This is a genomic window from Solwaraspora sp. WMMD792 (genome assembly GCF_029626105.1).
In the GTDB taxonomy this organism is placed as follows: domain Bacteria; phylum Actinomycetota; class Actinomycetes; order Mycobacteriales; family Micromonosporaceae; genus Micromonospora_E.
Genome location: NZ_JARUBH010000009.1, coordinates 860,881 through 878,068, shown reverse-complemented (window position 1 = coordinate 878,068; position 17,188 = coordinate 860,881). Strand labels below are relative to the sequence as shown.

The 17,188-nt window shown below is 71.4% G+C and carries 13 protein-coding genes; 6 read left to right on the top strand and 7 right to left on the bottom strand.

The annotated features are described in order from the left end of the window. Window positions 1-118 precede the first annotated feature (118 nt). From O7629_RS05495 to O7629_RS05475, 5 genes are read right to left on the bottom strand one after another with little or no spacing between them, the layout of a single operon-like run. Entirely contained in the window at window positions 119-958 is an 840-nt protein-coding gene (locus O7629_RS05495) for a DUF4081 domain-containing GNAT family N-acetyltransferase (RefSeq protein WP_278167875.1), read from the bottom strand. A gap of 57 nt (window positions 959-1,015) precedes the next feature. Further along, on the bottom strand, window positions 1,016-2,044 hold the full coding sequence (locus tag O7629_RS05490; RefSeq protein WP_278167873.1) for a LacI family DNA-binding transcriptional regulator: 1,029 nt from the start codon (window positions 2,042-2,044) through the stop codon (window positions 1,016-1,018). A 16-nt stretch (window positions 2,045-2,060) separates the two neighbouring features. Continuing rightward, on the bottom strand, window positions 2,061-2,945 hold the full coding sequence (locus tag O7629_RS05485) for a carbohydrate ABC transporter permease (RefSeq protein ID WP_278167871.1): 885 nt from the start codon (window positions 2,943-2,945) through the stop codon (window positions 2,061-2,063). Further along, window positions 2,945-3,916 carry a sugar ABC transporter permease gene (locus O7629_RS05480; RefSeq protein ID WP_278167869.1) on the bottom strand — a complete coding sequence of 324 codons (972 nt, stop codon included), beginning with the start codon at window positions 3,914-3,916 and terminating at the stop codon, window positions 2,945-2,947. The genes O7629_RS05485 and O7629_RS05480 overlap by 1 nt, the downstream gene beginning before the upstream one ends. A gap of 7 nt (window positions 3,917-3,923) precedes the next feature. After that, window positions 3,924-5,222 carry an extracellular solute-binding protein gene (locus tag O7629_RS05475; protein WP_278167868.1) on the bottom strand — a complete coding sequence of 433 codons (1,299 nt, stop codon included), beginning with the start codon at window positions 5,220-5,222 and terminating at the stop codon, window positions 3,924-3,926. A 180-nt stretch (window positions 5,223-5,402) separates the two neighbouring features. On the opposite strand from O7629_RS05475, the gene O7629_RS05470 reads away from it, so the two are divergent. The 3 genes from O7629_RS05470 to O7629_RS05460 all read left to right on the top strand — a co-directional run bounded on the left by O7629_RS05470 (window position 5,403) and on the right by O7629_RS05460 (window position 10,808). Continuing rightward, window positions 5,403-7,445: a beta-galactosidase gene (locus O7629_RS05470; RefSeq protein WP_278167867.1), complete on the top strand. Its 2,043-nt coding sequence runs from the start codon at window positions 5,403-5,405 to the stop codon at window positions 7,443-7,445. A gap of 157 nt (window positions 7,446-7,602) precedes the next feature. Beyond that, window positions 7,603-9,201, top strand: a complete 1,599-nt coding sequence (locus O7629_RS05465; RefSeq protein WP_278167866.1) for an arabinogalactan endo-1,4-beta-galactosidase — start codon at window positions 7,603-7,605, stop codon at window positions 9,199-9,201. After that, the gene (locus O7629_RS05460) at window positions 9,198-10,808 is read left to right on the top strand and encodes an arabinogalactan endo-1,4-beta-galactosidase (RefSeq protein ID WP_278167865.1); all 1,611 of its coding nucleotides are present in this window, start codon (window positions 9,198-9,200) and stop codon (window positions 10,806-10,808) included. Before O7629_RS05465 ends, O7629_RS05460 begins: the two co-directional genes overlap by 4 nt. A gap of 102 nt (window positions 10,809-10,910) precedes the next feature. Here the strand turns inward: O7629_RS05460 and O7629_RS05455 are convergent, their stop codons facing one another. Beyond that, the gene (locus O7629_RS05455; RefSeq protein WP_278167864.1) at window positions 10,911-11,795 is read right to left on the bottom strand and encodes a PaaX family transcriptional regulator C-terminal domain-containing protein; all 885 of its coding nucleotides are present in this window, start codon (window positions 11,793-11,795) and stop codon (window positions 10,911-10,913) included. Between the two features lie 211 nt (window positions 11,796-12,006). Between O7629_RS05455 and O7629_RS05450 the strand changes: the two genes are divergently transcribed. Further along, a complete protein-coding gene (locus O7629_RS05450; RefSeq protein WP_278167863.1) occupies window positions 12,007-13,071 on the top strand; it encodes a cellulose-binding domain-containing protein in 1,065 nt (354 codons plus the stop codon). A 90-nt stretch (window positions 13,072-13,161) separates the two neighbouring features. On the opposite strand, the gene O7629_RS05445 is transcribed toward O7629_RS05450, so the two are convergent. Beyond that, complete coding sequence (locus O7629_RS05445) at window positions 13,162-14,619, bottom strand: hypothetical protein (protein ID WP_278167862.1); 1,458 nt, start codon at window positions 14,617-14,619, stop codon at window positions 13,162-13,164. 284 nt (window positions 14,620-14,903) lie between these two features. On the opposite strand from O7629_RS05445, the gene O7629_RS05440 reads away from it, so the two are divergent. Beyond that, window positions 14,904-16,025, top strand: a complete 1,122-nt coding sequence (locus O7629_RS05440) for a hypothetical protein (protein ID WP_278167861.1) — start codon at window positions 14,904-14,906, stop codon at window positions 16,023-16,025. Between the two features lie 65 nt (window positions 16,026-16,090). Further along, window positions 16,091-17,155, top strand: coding sequence for a glycosyl hydrolase (locus O7629_RS05435; RefSeq protein WP_278167859.1), 1,065 nt, complete (start codon window positions 16,091-16,093; stop codon window positions 17,153-17,155). Window positions 17,156-17,188: the final 33 nt, after the last annotated feature.

Here is a 17,188-nt window from a genome sequence, read left to right as displayed (position 1 = left end):
CTGTCTGACGCGGTTCCGTGGCCGCTGGACGGGTCGGCGTGGCGGGCTGGACGGGTCGGCGTGGCGGGCTGGACGGGTCGGCGTGGCCGGACCGTGCCGACGCCGGGTACGGCAGGGCTCAGAAGAGCACGGTGGCGAAGGAGCCGACCCGGCGGAACCCGCACCGGTCGTAGACCCGGCGGGCGGCGATGTTGTAGTCGTTGACGTACAGGCTGACGGTCGGGGCGACCCGGCGCAGCGCGTCGCGGACCACCGCCGCCATCGCCGGGGTGGCCAGCCCCCGGCCGCGCCAGACCGGATCGACCCAGACCCCTTGGACCTGCGCGGTGTGCCGGGTGACGACGGCCAACTCGGCCTTGAAGACCACCGTGCCGTCGACGATCCGGGCGTACGTGCGACGGGCCCGGACCAGCTCGGCGACCCGCCGCCGGTAGCCGCGCCCGGCGTCCTCGGCGACCGGGGAGACGCCGACCTCCTCGGTGTACATGGCCACCGCCGCCGGGAAGAGCAGGTCGATCTCGTCGGGCCGGACCAGGCGTACCCCCGGGTCAGCCGGCACCGCCGGCGGCCGGTCGGCGATCAGCAGCGGCTGGTCGGCGCGGATCTCCCGGGCCGGACCCCACTGCCCGCCGATCCGCTCCCACAGCCCGAGTACGGCGTCGGCCCGACCGACGATCGACGAGCAGACCCGTTCCTCGATGGCGAGCCGGTCGGCGAACGCCGCGACCGCGGCCGGCGAGGCGTGCACCGGGGTCAGATGCCCGCCGAGCCAGCACAGCGACTCGAGTTGGCGGCGCGGCCCGTAGCCGAAGACCCGGCCGTCCGTACGCCACCAGGCCAGTCCGCGCGCGGCGATCCGCTCCGCGACCTGCGGCGCGGCATAGGGGTCGAGGTCGAGGATCCGCTCCACCGCCCCACGCTCGGTCTCCCCGAGCTGCCGCACCGGCACCGTCAGCACAGTTACCAGCCTGCCAGATGCGATGCCGCCCGGCAGACCCGATCCGGGCACCGATGGTCAGGCGCTGCCGCGCACCACCAGTTCGGTCGGCAGAATCACTGCGGCGTGTGAGTCGCCGGCCAGGTGGCCGAGCAGCAGCCGGACCATTTCGGCGCTGATCCGCCCCAGCGGCTGGCGGATGGTGGTCAACGGTGGCAGCGACGCGGTGGCCACCTCGGAGTCGTCGAAGCCGCCGACGGCGACGTCCTGCGGCACCCGGCGGCCGGCCCGGTGCAGCGCGGCGATCGCCCCGGCGGCCATCAGGTCGGAGCTGACGAAGACGGCGTCGAGGTCGGGGGCCTGGCGCAGCAGCTGCTCCATCGCCGCCTCTCCCCCGGCCCGGGTGTAGTCGCCGGTGACCACCAGCCGAGGCTCGGTGTCACCGAGCACGTCGTGGTAGCCGGCGAGGCGCTCGACCCCACCCGGGGTGTCCAGCGGGCCGGTGATGGTGGCGATCGTCCGGTGTCCCCGGGAGCGCAGATAGGAGACCATCTGCCGGGCGCCGTCGCGGTCGTCGGCGGCGACGTAGCTGACGTCGCGTTCGTGACCGAGCGGTTTGCCGCAGACCACGAACGGCAGCCCGCGCCCCTTCAGCTCGTCGATCAGCGGGCTGCCGGCGTGGGTGGAGACCAGTAGCGCGCCGTCGACGTGGCCGGCGGTGACGTAGCGGCCGACCCGTTTGCGGTCCTCGGAGGTGCCGGCGATGGTCAGCAGCAGGGTGATGTCCCGCTCGGCCAGCGCCTGGGTGCAGCCGCGCAGCAGGGCGTTGAAGTTCGGGTCCTCGAAGAGCCGGTCCTGCGGCTCGGACAGGATGAACGCCACCGAGTCGGACCGCTGGGTGACCAGGCTGCGGGCGTGCTGGTTGACCACGTACCCGGTCTTGCGAATGGCCCGCTCGACGGCCTCGGCGGCCGGGCCGCTGACGTTGTGCCCGCCGTTGAGCCACCGTGACACGGTGCCCCGGGACACCCCGGCGACCGCGGCGACGTCGTCCATGGTGGGGCGGGCCCGCTCGGGGCGGGCCCGGTTACGCTCGGTTCCGGCCACGGTCACATTGTCTTCCTTAGGCCTTGATCGATCCGGACAGCAGGTCGATCCGCCAGTACCGCTGCAGGGAGAGGAAGAGCGCCACCAACGGGATGATCGACAACAGCGATCCGGTGATCACCAGACTGTACAGGGCCGGGGTGGTCGAACCCTGGTTCAGCAGGGTGTACAGGCCGAGGGTGACGGGAAACTTGTCGTCGTCGGCGAGCATGATGAACGGCAGCAGGAAGTTGTTCCAGATCGCCACGAACTGGAAGAGGAACACCGTGATCAGGCCGGGGATCATCATCGGCACCGCCACCTTGCGGAAGATCCGGAACTCGCCGGCGCCGTCGGTGCGGGCCGCCTCGATGACCGTGTCCGGCACCGCCGCCGCCGCGTAGATCCGGGCCAGGTAGATGCCGTACGGGCTGATGATGCTGGGCAGCAGGACCGACCAGTAGGTGTCGGCCAGCCCGATCTTGGCCAACAGCAGGTACTGCGGCACGGCGAGGATCACCCCGGGCACCAGCACCCCGGCGAGCAGCATGTTGAAGGTCGCCGACCGGCCGACAAAGTCGTACTTGGCCAGCGTGTAGCCGCTGAGCCCGGACAGCGCCGCCGAGGCCGCCGCGCCGACCCCGGCGTACAGCGCGGTGTTGGCCACCCAGCGCCAGAACTGCCCACCCCGGTACGCCGACAGCTCAGCGATGTTGGCGAACAGCGCGTCACCAGGGGCGAAGGTGAACGTACTGAACAGGCTCGATCCACTCTTGGTGGCGGCGACCAGCACCCAGGCCACCGGCAGCAGGCAGTAGACCGCGCCGACCAGCAGCACGGCCGTCGGCACCAGTTGCGGTCGGGGCCGGTGTGGTCGGCGGCGGCCGGCGGCCGCCGCCGGTTGCGGATGGGCGCTCGCCATCACCGCTCCGGTCCGAACGCCCGCCGCTGCACCAGCCGCAGGAAGCCGAACGACAGCACCAGCGTGACCAGGGCGACGATCACCGAGGTCGCGGCGGCGGCGTAACGGTCGTCGGTGGCGAACGCGTCCCGGTAGATCTTCATCAGCGGGGTCCAGGTCGACGAGATCGAGTTGGTCAGCGGGCGCAGCGTCATCGGCTCGCTGAACACCTGCAAGGTGGCGATCATGGTGAAGACAGTGGTCATCACCAACGCCGGGGTGAGCAGCGGGATCTTGATCCGCCAGGCGATCTGCAGCTCCGAGCAGCCGTCGATGCGGGCCGACTCGTACAGCTCCGGCGGAATCGCCCGCAGCGCGGTGAACAGCACGATCATGTTGAAACCGACGCCACCCCAGAGCGCGATGTTGACCACCGCGTAGAAGACCGTGCCGGTGCCGAGCAGGTCGGGCTGCGGCCCGCCGAGCCAGTCGAGCATGTCGTTGAGCGGGCTGGTCGCGGGCAGGTAGAGGAACCCCCAGAGCAGGCTGGCGATCACCGCCGGGACGGCGTACGGCAGGAAGATCGCGACCCGGCTGAAGCGTTGCAGGCCGACCCGGGGGCGGTCCAGCAGCAGGGCGAACAGCAGCGCCAGGCCGAGCATCACCGGCACCAGCAGCGCGCCGTAACCGAGGACCCGCAACGCCCCGGTCAGCAGCGTCGGATCCGCCAGCGCGGCCCGATAGTTCGCCAGGCCGGCGAAGACCTCGCTGCGCGAGCCCCGGCCCAGCCCGAGGCCGGAGACCTGCACCTTGTGCAGGCTCAGATGGACGGCGTACCCGATGGGCAGCAGGAAGGTCAGCACGAACAGCGCCACCGCCGGGGTGAGGAAGGCGTACGGCACCGCCGTACGCCTTCCCCGGCGGCCGCCGCAACGGGCGGCCAGCGGCGCACCGCTGCGGGCGCGGGTGGCCAATGGCGTCACTGAACTCATTCGGCGCTCATTCGGCGATCGTGAAGCCGTTGTCGCGCATGTCATCGACGGTGGCGGTCTGCATCGCGGCGACCGCGTCGACGAACGGCGTCCCGTCGGTGATCGCCGCCGCGAACGAGTCCATGTACGTCTGGTAGGTGACGTTGACGTTCGGCCCCCAGGTGAACCCGGCGGCGGTGTCGGCGATCTCCTGGGCGAGGGGGTAGAAGTCGGGCTGGTTGGCGAAGAACGCCGGCGGGTCGGCCAGCGCCGGGCCGGTCTGGGCGTCGCGGGCGGCCGGGTAGATGGCGGATTCGCGGACCAGCAGCTCGGTGGCGGCCGGGTCGGTGTTCATCCAGGTGGCGAACTCGACGGCGGCTTCCCGGTGCGGGGAGGCCTCGGTGACACCGGTGGACGAACCGCCCCAGTTGCCGGTGACGTTGGCCCCTTCGGTCCACTGTGGCAGCGGGGCCATCTCCCACCGGCCCTCGGTGTCGGCGGCGTTGCCGGCCAGCACACCCGGCCCCCAGATGGCGCTCGGCCAGGCCAGCAGGGTGCCGTCGTTGAGTGCCTGGTTCCACTCCGGGGTGTACATCGGCTGGTCGTCGACGACACCTTCGCCGACCAGGCCACCCCAGAACTCGGCGACCTGGCGGGTGGCCGGGTCATCGACGCTGACCCGCCACGCCTCGCCGTCGATCGCCCACCAGGCGGCACCGGCCTGCTGGGCCAGCCCGGCGAACCAGCCGGGGTCGTTGGCGGAGAACGTGGTCAGGTAGTGGTCGGTGGTCTGCGTCCGCAGGTCCCGGGCGGTGCGGGCGAACTCGTCCCAGGTGGCCGGGACGGTCAGACCGAACTGCTCGAACAGGTCGGCCCGGTAGTAGAGCATCATCGGACCGGCGTCCTGCGGGATGGCGTAGACGGCGTCGGTGCCGAGGGTGACCTGCTGCCAGACGCCGTCGGCGAACGCGCTCTGCGCGTCACCGGCCAGCTCGGCGATGTCGGCGAGCACGTCGTTGCTGACCAGGGTGGGCAGCGACTGGTACTCGACCTGGGCGAGGTCCGGCGGGTTGCCGGCCCGGTTGGCGGTGAGCAGCTTGGTGACGATGTCGCCGCCGCCGGCCTGCTTGCTCAACGTGACCTGGATGTCCGGGTGGTCGGCGTTCCATGCGTCGACGACCTTCTCGATGTTCGGGGCCCAGGACCAGAAGGTCAACTCGACCGGGCCGCCGTCACCGGAGTCGGCCCCGCAGGCCGCGAGCACGCTGGCGGCAAGGCCGGCGGCAAGTGTCGTGACCACTGTCTTCGCGCCGAGTGAGCGTCTCATCTCCACCTCTCATCGTTCGCCCGTCATCGGATGGTGATCAGGAGGAAACAGCTGTGAGCGCTCACAGTCTTGGTGCCGGTCAATCGTGTGTCAAGAGCCACATCGGGGCTGCAATCGCTGCTGTGACATGTGAAATCATGCCGGTGTCTATTGGGAGCGCGTACAGTTTCGGAGCGTCACATGGTGCAGAGACCACCGATCCCCCGGCTGGACCGGCTGGCGTACGGCGGGGACTACAACCCCGAGCAGTGGCCGGCCGAGGTCTGGGCCGAGGACGTGGCACTGATGCGCGCCGCCGGGGTCAACCTGGTCAGCGTCGGGATCTTCTCCTGGGCGCTGCTGGAGCCGACCCCCGGCGAGTTCGACTTCGGCTGGCTGGACGAGGTGCTGGACCTGCTGCACGACGGCGGGATCGCCGTCGACCTGGCCACCCCGACCGCCGTACCGCCGGCCTGGCTGCGTCGCGCGCACCCGGACACCCGGCTGGTCGACCGCACCGGCACGGTGCTCGGCGGCGGTGCCCGGCAGTCGTTCTGCCCCAGCTCACCGGCGTACGCACAGGCCGCGACCCGGATCACCGAAGCGGTCGCCGCCCGGTACGCCGCCCACCCGGCGCTGGCGCTGTGGCACGTGCACAACGAGTACGGCGGCGCCAACGCCCTCTGCTACTGCGCCGGTTCCACGCAGGCGTTCCGCGACTGGCTGCGGGAGCGCTACGGCGACGACCTGGCCGCGCTGAACACCGCGTGGGGCACCAGCTTCTGGGGGCAGCGCTACGGCGACTGGGCGCAGATCGAGGCACCGACCGCCGCGCCGACCGCGGTCAACCCGGCCCAGCAGCTGGACTTTCTGCGGTTCTCCTCCGACGCGCACCTGGCCAACTTCCGCCGCGAGCGCGACATCCTGCGCCGGCACACCCCCGAGGTGCCGGTGACCACCAACTTCATGCTGGCCAACTGCAAGACGTTGGACTACTGGCGGTGGGCCGACGAGGTCGACGTGGTCGCCAACGACCACTACCTGCAGGCCGAGCGGGCCGACAACGCCATCGAGCTGGCGATGTGCGCCGACCTGACCCGTTCGGTGGCCGGCGGCCGGCCGTGGCTGCTGATGGAGCACTCCACCTCGGCGGTCAACTGGCAGCCCCGCAACATCGCCAAACGCCCCGGCGAGCTGGCCCGCAACAGCCTCGCCCACCTGGCGCGCGGCGCCGAGTCGGTGCTGTTCTTCCAGTGGCGGGCCGCCCGATTCGGGGCGGAGAAGTTCCACTCGGCGATGGTGCCGCACGGCGGCACCGGCACCCGGATCTGGCGTGAGGTGGTCGCGCTCGGCACCGAGGTGCTGCCCCGCCTCGACGAGCTGCGCGGCACGACGGTGGTCGCCGACGCGGCGATTCTGTGGGACTGGCAGTCCTGGTGGGCCGTGGAGCTGGAGTGGCGTCCCTCGGTCGACCTGGACTTCCGGGAACGGGTCGAGGCCTGTTACGAGCGGCTGTGGCGCGACCGGTTGACCGTCGACTTCGCCCACCCCGAGACGGCACTGGACGGCTATCCCCTGGTGGTGGTGCCGAGCCTGTACCTGACCACCCCGGCGGCGGCGGAGAACCTGCGCCGCTACGTCGCGGGCGGCGGCACCCTACTGGTGTCGTACTTCTCCGGCATCGTGGATGCCACCGACACCGTCCACCCGGGAGCATACCCGGGGGCGTTGCGGGACCTGCTCGGGTTGACCGTGGACGAGTTCCTGCCGCTGCGCGCCGGCGAGACCGTGACCCTCGACGAGGGTCTGACCGGTGACGTCTGGGCCGAGGCGGTGGAGCTGGCCGGGGCCGAGGCGGTGCTGCGCTACACCGACGGTCCGGCGGCCGGGGGGCCGGCGGTCACCCGGCACTCCTACGGCGCCGGCACCGCCTGGTACGTCTCCACCCGCCTCGGCGCCGCCACGCTCGCCCCGGTCATGACCCAGGTGTACGCCGACGCGGGCATCGCACCGCCGGCCGGCGTCCCCGACGGCGTGGAGCTGGTCCGCCGGACCGGGCCGGCGGCCGACTACCTGATCGCGATCAACCACTCCGCCGCCGACGCCAGGGTGCCGCTCCCAGCGGAGCCGCCGGGCACCGGGGCGGAGTTGCCGGGCACCGGGGTGGAGCTGATCACCGGCGCGAGCTGCGCCGGGACGGTGACGGTGCCGGCCGGACAGGTGCGGGTGGTACGCCGGGGGTGACGACACCTCTTGACAGGGATCGGCGGTGATGATTCTGTGAGCGCTCCCAGCATTACATCGTTGTGACGGGCTCACATCGGGCGCATTACCACTCCACAGCGGACCGGTGCGGCCGTAAGCGCTCCCAGAGCTTGTCCCTGTCGAGGAGGGCGCAGACATGCGCATCCGCAGAACCCTGGCCGCCGCGGCCGCCCTGGCGACTGCCATAGTGATCATCACGCCGGGCGCGTCCACCGCCGGCCGCCCGGCACCGGCACTCGTCAACGCCGGTTTCGAGGACACCACCGACCTGGCGGCCCCGGTCGGCTGGACCGAGACCGGTGACCGCGACGCCTCCTACGTGGAGCCCGGCGGACGCACCGGCGACCAACGGCTCAGCCACTGGTCGGCGGCGGCGTACCGGGTGCAGACCCGCCAACAGCTGACCGGGCTGGCCCGGGGCACGTACACGCTGCGCGCGGCGGTGCGCTCCAGCGGCGGCCAACGCTCGGCGTACCTCGAACTGGCCGGCTGCGGTCGCGGCCCGGCGCAGCGCGCCGACCTGCCGCGCACCGGCGACGAGTGGTGGGCGGAGCTGGCGCTCAGCGTCCGGGTCGGCTCCGGCCGCTGCACGATCAGCGTCGTCTCGGACGCGGCCGCCGGCCAATGGGCCAACGTCGACGACGTCAGCTTCACCCGTACCGACGGCAGCGAAGGACTGCCGGTGGCGATCGGCGGCGCCGACGTGTCGCACCTGACCAAGAACGAGGCGTCCGGCGCCGTCTACCGCGACGCCCGGGGCCGCCCAGGCGACGCGCTGCGGATCCTCGCCGACAACGGCGTCAACTACGCCCGGCTGAAGGTGTGGGTCGACCCGGCCGACGGGTTCAGCGACAAAGCCGACGTGCTCGCCAAAGCGAAACGGGCCCGAGCGCAGGGCATGCGGTTGCTGATCGGCTTCCACTACTCGGACACCTGGGCCGACCCGGGCAAGCAGTTCAAACCGGCCGCCTGGGAAGGGCTGGCCTTCGACGAACTGCGGCAGGCCGTCTACGACCACACCTACGACGTGGTCGCCGCGCTGCACCGCCAGGGCACCCCGCCGGCGATGGTGCAGGTCGGCAACGAGATCAACGGCGGCATGCTCTGGCCGGACGGCCGCTGGGACAACTGGCCGGGCCTGGCGCAGTTGCTGACCGCCGGTTCGACCGCCGTCACCGACGCCTCACCCCGTACCAAGGTGGCGTTGCACCTGGCCGAGGGCGGCAACAACGGCGGGCACCGCTGGTGGTTCGACAACGCCGTCGCGTACGGGGTGCCGTTCGACGTCATCGCCGTGTCGCACTACACCTACTGGCACGGGCCGCTGGGCTACCTGCAGGCCAACCTGTTCGACCTGACCGCCCGCTACAACCGGCCGGTCATGGTGGTAGAGACCGCGTACGGCTTCACCCTCGACGAGCACGACCACGAAACGAATATCTTCACCGCCGACCTGGCCTCGGCCGGCGGCTACCCGGCCACCCCGCAGGGCCAGGCCGAGGCGCTGCGCGACATCACCAACGTGGTCGCCGCCGTACCGGGCGGCCGAGGGCTGGGCGTCTTCTACTGGGAACCGACCTGGACCGCGGTCGACGGCGCCGGCTGGGACCCGGCCGACCCGACCTCCGGCGACGGCTGGGAGAACCAGGCACTGTTCGACTACTCAGGCACGGCGCTGCCCGGGCTACGGGTCTTCGCCGACGTCGTGGCACGTGACAAGGGAGGCAACCGATGACCATCCGTACCCGTGGATTCTTGGGACGCGCGGCGCTCGCGCTGCTCACGGTGGCCGCGACCGGCGCGGCCGCGTTCGGCGTCGGCCTGGCTGGCGGTACGCACGGAGCCGCGCACGCCGCCGCGACGTTGACCAACGGCGGATTCGAGGCAACCGGCGGCACCCAGACCCCGTCCGGCTGGGGCGAGTACTCGTGGTCCGGGCACACCAGCGCCAGCTACACCGAGTGGGGCGGACGCTCCGGCAACTACCGGCTGGCACACTGGGCGTCGGGCGCCTACCAGGTCGAGACGTACCAGTATCTGTCCGGGCTGGCCAACGGCACCTACACGGCACGGGCCTGGGTGCGCTCCGGCGGCGGGCAGTACGAGGCGTTCATGGCGCTGCGCAACTGCGGCGGCGCCGAGGCCCGGGTCGCCATCCCGACCACCGGCAACTGGACGCAGATCTCGGTCTCCACGACGGTGACCAACGGGCAGTGCACGGTCAGTTTCGTCTCCAACGCCCGCGCCGGGAACTGGATCAATGTGGACGATGTGGAGTTCACCGGCGGGTCTACCGGCAATCCGGGCGTACCCGGCGGTTTCATGGTCGGCGCCGACTTCTCGACGCTGGCCAAGAACGAGGACCGGGGTGCTGTCTACCGCGACGCGGCCGGCAACCAGCGCGACGCGGTGCAGTTGCTGCGCTCGGCCGGCGTCAACTACGCCCGGCTGAAGGTGTGGGTGAACCCGACCGACGGCTACAACAACAAGGCCCGGGTGCTGACCATGGCCGCTCGGGCGAAGGCGCAGGGGATGCGGCTGCTGGTCGACTTCCACTACTCCGACACCTGGGCCGACCCGGGCAAGCAGTACAAACCACGGGCCTGGGCGAACTACAGCGTCAACCAACTGCGCGACGCGGTCTACAGCCACACGTACGACGTGTTGAGCGCGCTGCAGGCGCAGGGCACCACCGCCGACATGGTGCAGGTCGGCAACGAGATCAACGACGGCATGCTGTGGCCGGAGGGGCGCAGCAACAACTGGGCCAACCTGGCGACGTTCCTGACCGCCGGGGCGCAGGCGGTCAAGGCGGTGGACGGCTCCACTCAGGTGATGCTGCACCTGGCCGAGGGTGGCAACAACAGTCAGCACCGCTGGTGGTTCGACCAGGCCACCTCGCGCGGGGTGCCGTTCGACGTGATCGGGGTGTCGCACTACCTGTACTGGCACGGCTCGACCACCAGCCTGCGCACCAACCTCAACGACCTGGCGTCGCGCTACCAGCGGCCGGTCGTGGTGGTGGAGACCGCGTACGGGTTCACCACGGCGCAGCACGACCACGAGCCGAACATCTTCAACGCGTCGCTCGCCTCGGCCGGCGGTTATCCGGCAAGCTCGCAGGGCCAGGCCGACGCGCTGCGGGCCGTCTTCGACGCGGTGCAGGCGGTGCCGAACGGGCGCGGGCTGGGCGTCTTCTACTGGGAGCCGACCTGGACGGCGGTATCCGGTGCCGGCTGGGATCCGGATGACCCGTCGTCGGGCAACGGCTGGGAGAACCAGGCGGTGTTCGACTACTCCGGTCGGGCGTTGCCGGCGCTGGCCGTGTTCGGCCAGGTCTGACCCGCACCGGTCCGACTGTTTCGTCGGGCCGACGTCGCCGCACCGGTCCGGGTCCCGGCCGCTCGACTGTCCGGGACCCGGACCGCCAAGCGACGTCCGACGCTACGACGCTTCCTGGCTGATCCGTTCCCACTCGTGGATCGCCGTGGGTTCCCATCTGCCGTGCCGATCGTGGAACAACCGCACGGCGCGTTCGCCGATCCACGGTGCGGGCAGCAGTTCCGCCGGCAACACCGGGTCGATCAACGGCAGCCGACGCCAGGTGTGGACGAGCCGGGTGAACCGCACGATCGGGTCGTCCGCCGGCGGGTCGGTGAACTCGTCGATGAACTCCTGATAGGCCCGTTCGATGCCGGCGAGGTCCCACGACTGGCGGACCAGACTCGGCAGGTCGCCCCCGCCGAGATGCTCGGAGAGGAAAATCTGCGCCTGCTCGTAGGCACCGGCCTCGCGTAGGAGGAGCTCGACCTCCTTGACCCGTCCGGTGTGCGTACTGATCCATGCCCCGGGTGCGGGCCGTCCGAAGCCCAGCCAGCCGAGCCTGGTGTGCAGCAGGTGCCGCACCGGCCGGTCGCCTTCCGGAACGCGGGCCAGCAGGAGCAGCCAGCGGCGGTCCCAGTCGTCCTGGGCACCGGTGAACCCGAGGATCCGGCCGGCACCGATGTCGAGGAACCGTGCGAACGCCGGGCTGAGTCGCCACCAGGTGTATCTGCCATCGCGGTGGGAGGTCAGCCAACCGTCCGCCGCCGCCCGCACCAGCGACTGCCGACAGGCGGCCTCGGCGACGCCGAGCCGACTGAGCACGTCGATGAAGGCCGACGTCGGTGCGGCGTGCCGGGTCGGACGGACGTAGTCGCCGAGCACGGTGATCAGCAGTCCCCGGACCCCACCGGTGCCGGCGGCGTACCGGCGGGAGAGCACGAACCGCTCCCGGGACGCGCTGCCGAACGGACTGGGTGTGGCGTCGTCCGCTCCCGGTTCAGTCATGCCTGAATCGTGATTCGCTGATCCAGCGGCGGCCGACGGCGCTTCGCATCGGGCGATTGTATGGCCGGCCCGGTCGGGGCCGGCTGGGCGGCCGCACCGGCACCCGCCCAACCCGGCGTCATTTGACAAAGCCATTGACCTACGGCACACATCTGTCACATGCTTACATCGACAGGCATCCATCAATTGATGAGTTCCCAGGAGGCTAGCTGTGCGTTCGCACCCCCACAGAGCAGGAGTCCGCCTGTTCGTCGCGGTCGCCATGTCCATAGCGGTCACCGCCGCCGTCAGCGCGGCCGTGGCGGCACCGGCAGCTGCCGCCCCCGGCTGCCGCGTCACCTACTCCGTCAGCTCACAGTGGCCCGGCGGCTTCACCGGCAGCATCGACATCGCCAACATCGGCGACCCACTCAGCAGCTGGTCCCTTACCTGGACGTTCAGCGCGGGTCAGCAGGTGACCCAGGCGTGGAACTCGACCGTTTCGCAGAGCGGATCCCAGGTCACCGCCCGCAACGCGGCATGGAACGGCAGCCTCGGCACCAACGCAAGCACGAACATGGGCTTCAACGGCTCGTGGACCGGCAGCAACCCGGCACCTACGAACTTCGCGCTCAACGGCACCGTCTGCAACGGCACCACCCAGCCGTCGCCCACTGTCGGTCCGACGGGCAGCCCGACACCCAGCCCGAGCCCGAGCGCCAGCCCGACGCCCAGCCCCAGCGTCAGCCCGACCGGCGGGCCACCGGCGGCCCGCTCGATGGGCTTCATCGGCTGCTCGATGGCGGAGAACGTATCGCAGGGCTACGTCGCGATCGGCGGCCAACGCATGTGGGGCCCATACGGCACCGGCGGCGCGGTCGTGCAGTCCTGGACCAACACCAACTCCAGCTCGTGGCAGGCGTTCGACCGGCAGGCCGCCCAGTACGGCCAGCCGACCGCCGTATGGGTGCAGATCTGCATCTTCGCCCAGGCCGGGGCGACCTACAACGAGGTGCGCCAGCTCATCACCAACGCCCGTCAGCACGCGGCCCCCGGCGCAACGATCTACATCTCCGGGCAGCCGCTCTACGACCCCGGCCAGACCTGTTTCCTGGCCGGCGCCAACGGCCCGGAGCTGACCGACAGCCTGGCCCGGCAGGCCGGCAACGACGCGTCGCAGAACGTGGACTACGTCGGGACCTTCCACCTACGCAGCAACGAGGTCTCCGACGGCTGCCACGCCAACACCGCCGGCCAGCAGTCCCTCGGCCGGCAGGCACTGGCGTACTGGGGTTAGTCGGCGGCCACAGCGGTGCCTCGGCACACATACCGGGGCGGTGCCGAGGCACCGCCCCGGTAGCCCACAGCAACAGAAGCACCATCCGGATCAGCCGGCCAGGGCCACCCCGCCGAGCGCGACAAGCAGTGCCGCCACCTGGCAGCCGGCGATGGCCAGGAAGGTGAACCCGGCCTGGCCGAGCCGGCCGCTGTCGACCCGCAGCAGCCGGGCGAGACGTCCGTCCCGGTCGGTGCCGAACCGTGCCAACGACGAGCCGAGGATCAACGCGAACAGCGCCGCGCCGAACCCCGGGTGCAGCAACTCCAGCCCCGGACCGATGGCGTCGACGCCGGCCTGGTCGGCCGACCCGTCGGTCTCGGCGAGCATGACGGTCAGCCCGCCGGTGAGGACAGTGAGCGCGGCGACGCACACCCGGACGGTGACCCGGCTGACGTCGCCCAGCAGGTAGGCGGTGACCATCACCAGCATCGGCCCTCCGACGATCGCCCAGCCGAGCGCCGCCAGGACCGTGGGCCGGCAGCCGGTGTCGGAGCAGCCGAGGTCGAGCAGGCCGACGAGCAGCGCCTCGCGTCGGCTGATCCCGACGAGCAGCGCCCCGACGATGAGCGCCGCGAAGACGGCCGGCTCCCAGCGGCCCAGATCCCCCCACGCGTGTCGGGCCGACCGCGACGACAGGATGGCCCAGATGCCGTCCCGGTCGGCGTCGTCCCGATCGGCTCGCCGACGCCCGGGACCGCTGTGGCGACCCACGGGCGGCTCCGCCGGGCGGACGGCGCGCCAGCCGAGGCCGACACCGACGATCGCCAGCATCGAGGCCAACGCGAACCACGGGCTCGCGTCGTACGGCTCGGCGACCAGCTGGCGCAGCCCGCGATCGTCGACCGCGATCCGCGTGGTCGAGCCCACCGGAAAGTCATCGGCGTCGTAGACCATGACCAGGACCGACGGCCGGTCGCCGGGCAGGTCGAGCTCGATCTCGGTGGAGCTGAGATGCGACCGTACGGTCGCCGACACGATCTGGGCGGCGCGCTGCTGCGCGTCGGCCCGTGCCTGACGTTCGACGCTGAAGGCCACGCACGCCACGGCAGCGCCGATCAGCACGATGACGACGAACACCGCCGACGGCGCCGGCCGACGCCATCCCGTCGGCCGGGGCCGTCGTGCGCTCCCGGGCAGCCGTACGTGGCCGGCGGCGGCAGCGGCGAGCCGCAGGTAGCCGGCGACGAGAGCGACGAGCAGCAGGTAGCCCCAGAGCGCGATGTCCCCGTCCGGCCGGGACAGGTCGTACGCGAACAGCGCCACCGGGGCACCGACCGTCACCGCCGAGGCGAAGCCCGGCTGGATCCGGTGCAGCAGCGGCAGCACAGTGAACATCCCGAGCAGCAGGTTCGCGGGCGCGTCCGGGCCGCACGGCGACGTTTCGCTGCAGGGTGGGTCCGGTACGGCGACGATGACCACGGCGATGATCGCGGCGGCGGTGGCCGGCAGCAGCCACCGTTCGTTGCCCGGCCGCGTCAGCCAGTGCAGTGGTTGTGCTTTGACCACGCGGCGACAGTACGCATCCCGGGCAATGCCTGGACGTGCCGTTGTGGTGGCCGCTGCCGGCAGGCCGGCGCACGTCGCCCGGCGGATGCTGCCACTGCCGAGCAGCGCCGGTGGGCGCGGGCACTCCAGCGGGCGATCGTGGCGGCTGACGCGGGGGAACTGCCGGTGCGGCGGGTGCGGTTTCAGCTGTCGGCAAGCCCCGCTTCGCCCACTGGACACCCACAACGTCCGGTTGATCACGTACATTTGCCGACATCTATTGCCGCTCGGCATCGGGAGCACACATGTCCGATCTCGACACCCGCCACGGTCACCTCGTCGACAGCCAGGTCGACCGCATCGTCCACCGGCCCGTCCGTCGGGCCGTCCGTCGCCTAGCGGCAGCCCTGCTCATTCCGGCCGCCGCCGGCCTCGCGGTAACGGCGACCGCCACGCCGGCTGCGGCTGCGGCCAGCCGGGCCGAGCTCGCCTTCCGCTGGGCGCCCATCCACCACCAGGATGTCGACGTCACCGGCAGCCACGCCCTCGGCGGACGCTCCGACTACATCACCCGGGTCGACTTCGACGCAGACCTCGACGGGCGCAACAACTGGGACAACGCCGCCCGGGCCGGGGTGTCGTTCGACGCGTACGCCTACTACAGCGTGCTGGAGACGGCCAGTCACTGGTTCATCACCTACTTCTTCTTCCACCCCCGGGACTGGACGGACCACCCGTTCTTCGAGACCGAGCACGAGAACGACGGCGAAGGGATGCTGCTCGCCGTCGAGCGGGACGGGTCGACGTACGGGATCCTGCGGGCGGCGGTCACCGTCGCGCACAGCGACTACTTCTCGTACGTCCCGACTGGCAGCACCTGGTCGACGGGGCGCGAGACGGTCGACGGGACGCTGCAGTTGCAGCCGTCACCGCACGACTCGTTGCCGCGACCGGTGACCGCTCAGGAGGCGAAGGGCCACGGGTTCAAGGCCCACCCGCAGTACCGGATCGTCGGCGACGGGGTGACCTACTACCCGTCGACCACAGTGGCCGAGACCCCGGAGCACCCGAACGACCGGGATGTACGCTACCGGCTGATCGACCTGTTCGAGCCGGGTGGCCTGTGGGCCCAACGTGACAACCCACAGCTCTTCGCCCAGCTGGGCACCTTCGCCGGAGACGCGTCCGGCGACTGCGGGCGGGGCACTTGGGCCTGCTCGACGAACTCGGCGAACGCCCCGTGGGGCTGGGACGACAGCGACGACCTGCCGGGCCGCGGCGAGATCGCCACCGATCCGGCGAAGCTGTCGGCCGAGTACTTCACCGTCCCCGGTGGGCTGGCCCGCGCGTACACCCACAACCCGTACGCCAGCGCGGCGGCCGCCTTGGCCGAGGCGGCCCGGACCGCCCCGCCGGTCACCGACTGACGCATCACGGGTGCCGTTCGGGCACGACCTCGCGTAAGGTGCGTCGCGGTACGAGGAGGTCGCCAATGGCACTGTCCGCCAGCCGTACGGATTTCCGGTCGGTCATCGCGCTCCTGCTGTCCGGCGCGCTGCTGCTCGGCGGCTGCGCCGGCCAGCCCGCCGGGCAGGATCCGGCAGCTGGCGCGCCGGGGCCGACCAGCGAATCCTCGGACGACGTGGTCACACCGGACGGTGCCGGTCAGCTCGGGCCGGCCCCGGCTGCACCGTCTGCCTCCGGCTCGCCAACGGGCCAGGACGGTTCGGCGCAGCCGGGCGCACCGGACCCGGCGGCGCCAGTTGGAAGCACCCGCGACCCGGGCCGGCAGGCATCGGCCGGGCCGGCGACCGCGGTGTCGTCGGCGCGCAAGGGCGTCGGGGTGTGGAACTTCGCCGGGGTCAGCAAGGCGCTGGCCAGCTCGAACGCCGGCTGGTACTACACCTGGAGTACGCAGCACCCCGGAATCAAGACCTCACCCGGCGTCACCTTCGTACCGATGATCTGGGGTCCTGGCAGCGTCACCCCGACCGAGCTGGCCCGGGCCAAGGCGGCTGGGCCTTACCTGCTCGGCTTCAACGAGCCGGACCTGGCCGAGCAGTCGAACATGGACGTCGAGCAGGCGCTCGACCTGTGGCCGCAGTTGGAGGCCACCGGCGCCGTTCTGGGCAGCCCGGCGGTGGCGTGGGGCGGTGCCGACGCTGGCGGATGGCTGGACCGGTTCATGTCCGGCGCGCGCCAGCGCGGGCTGCGGGTCGACTTCATCGCCCTGCACTGGTACGGCGGCGACTTCACCACCGCCAACGCGGTGAACCAGCTGCGGCAGTACATCGAGGCGGTGCACCGGCGGTACGGCAAGCCGATCTGGCTGACCGAGTTCGCGTTGATCCGGTTCGCCGCTGGCGGTGCGCAGTTTCCGAGCGAGCAGCAGCAGGCCGCGTTCCTGAGCGCAGCGACCGAGATGCTCGCCGGCCTGCCCTACCTGCAGCGGTACGCGTGGTTCGGGCTGCCCGCCACCGACCGGGACCGCACGGGACTGTTCAGCAGCGGCAGCCAGCCGACCGCGATCGGACGGGCGTTCCAGTCCGCTCCTTGACCGGGCCGGATTGAACAGGCGCGACGTTCGCCG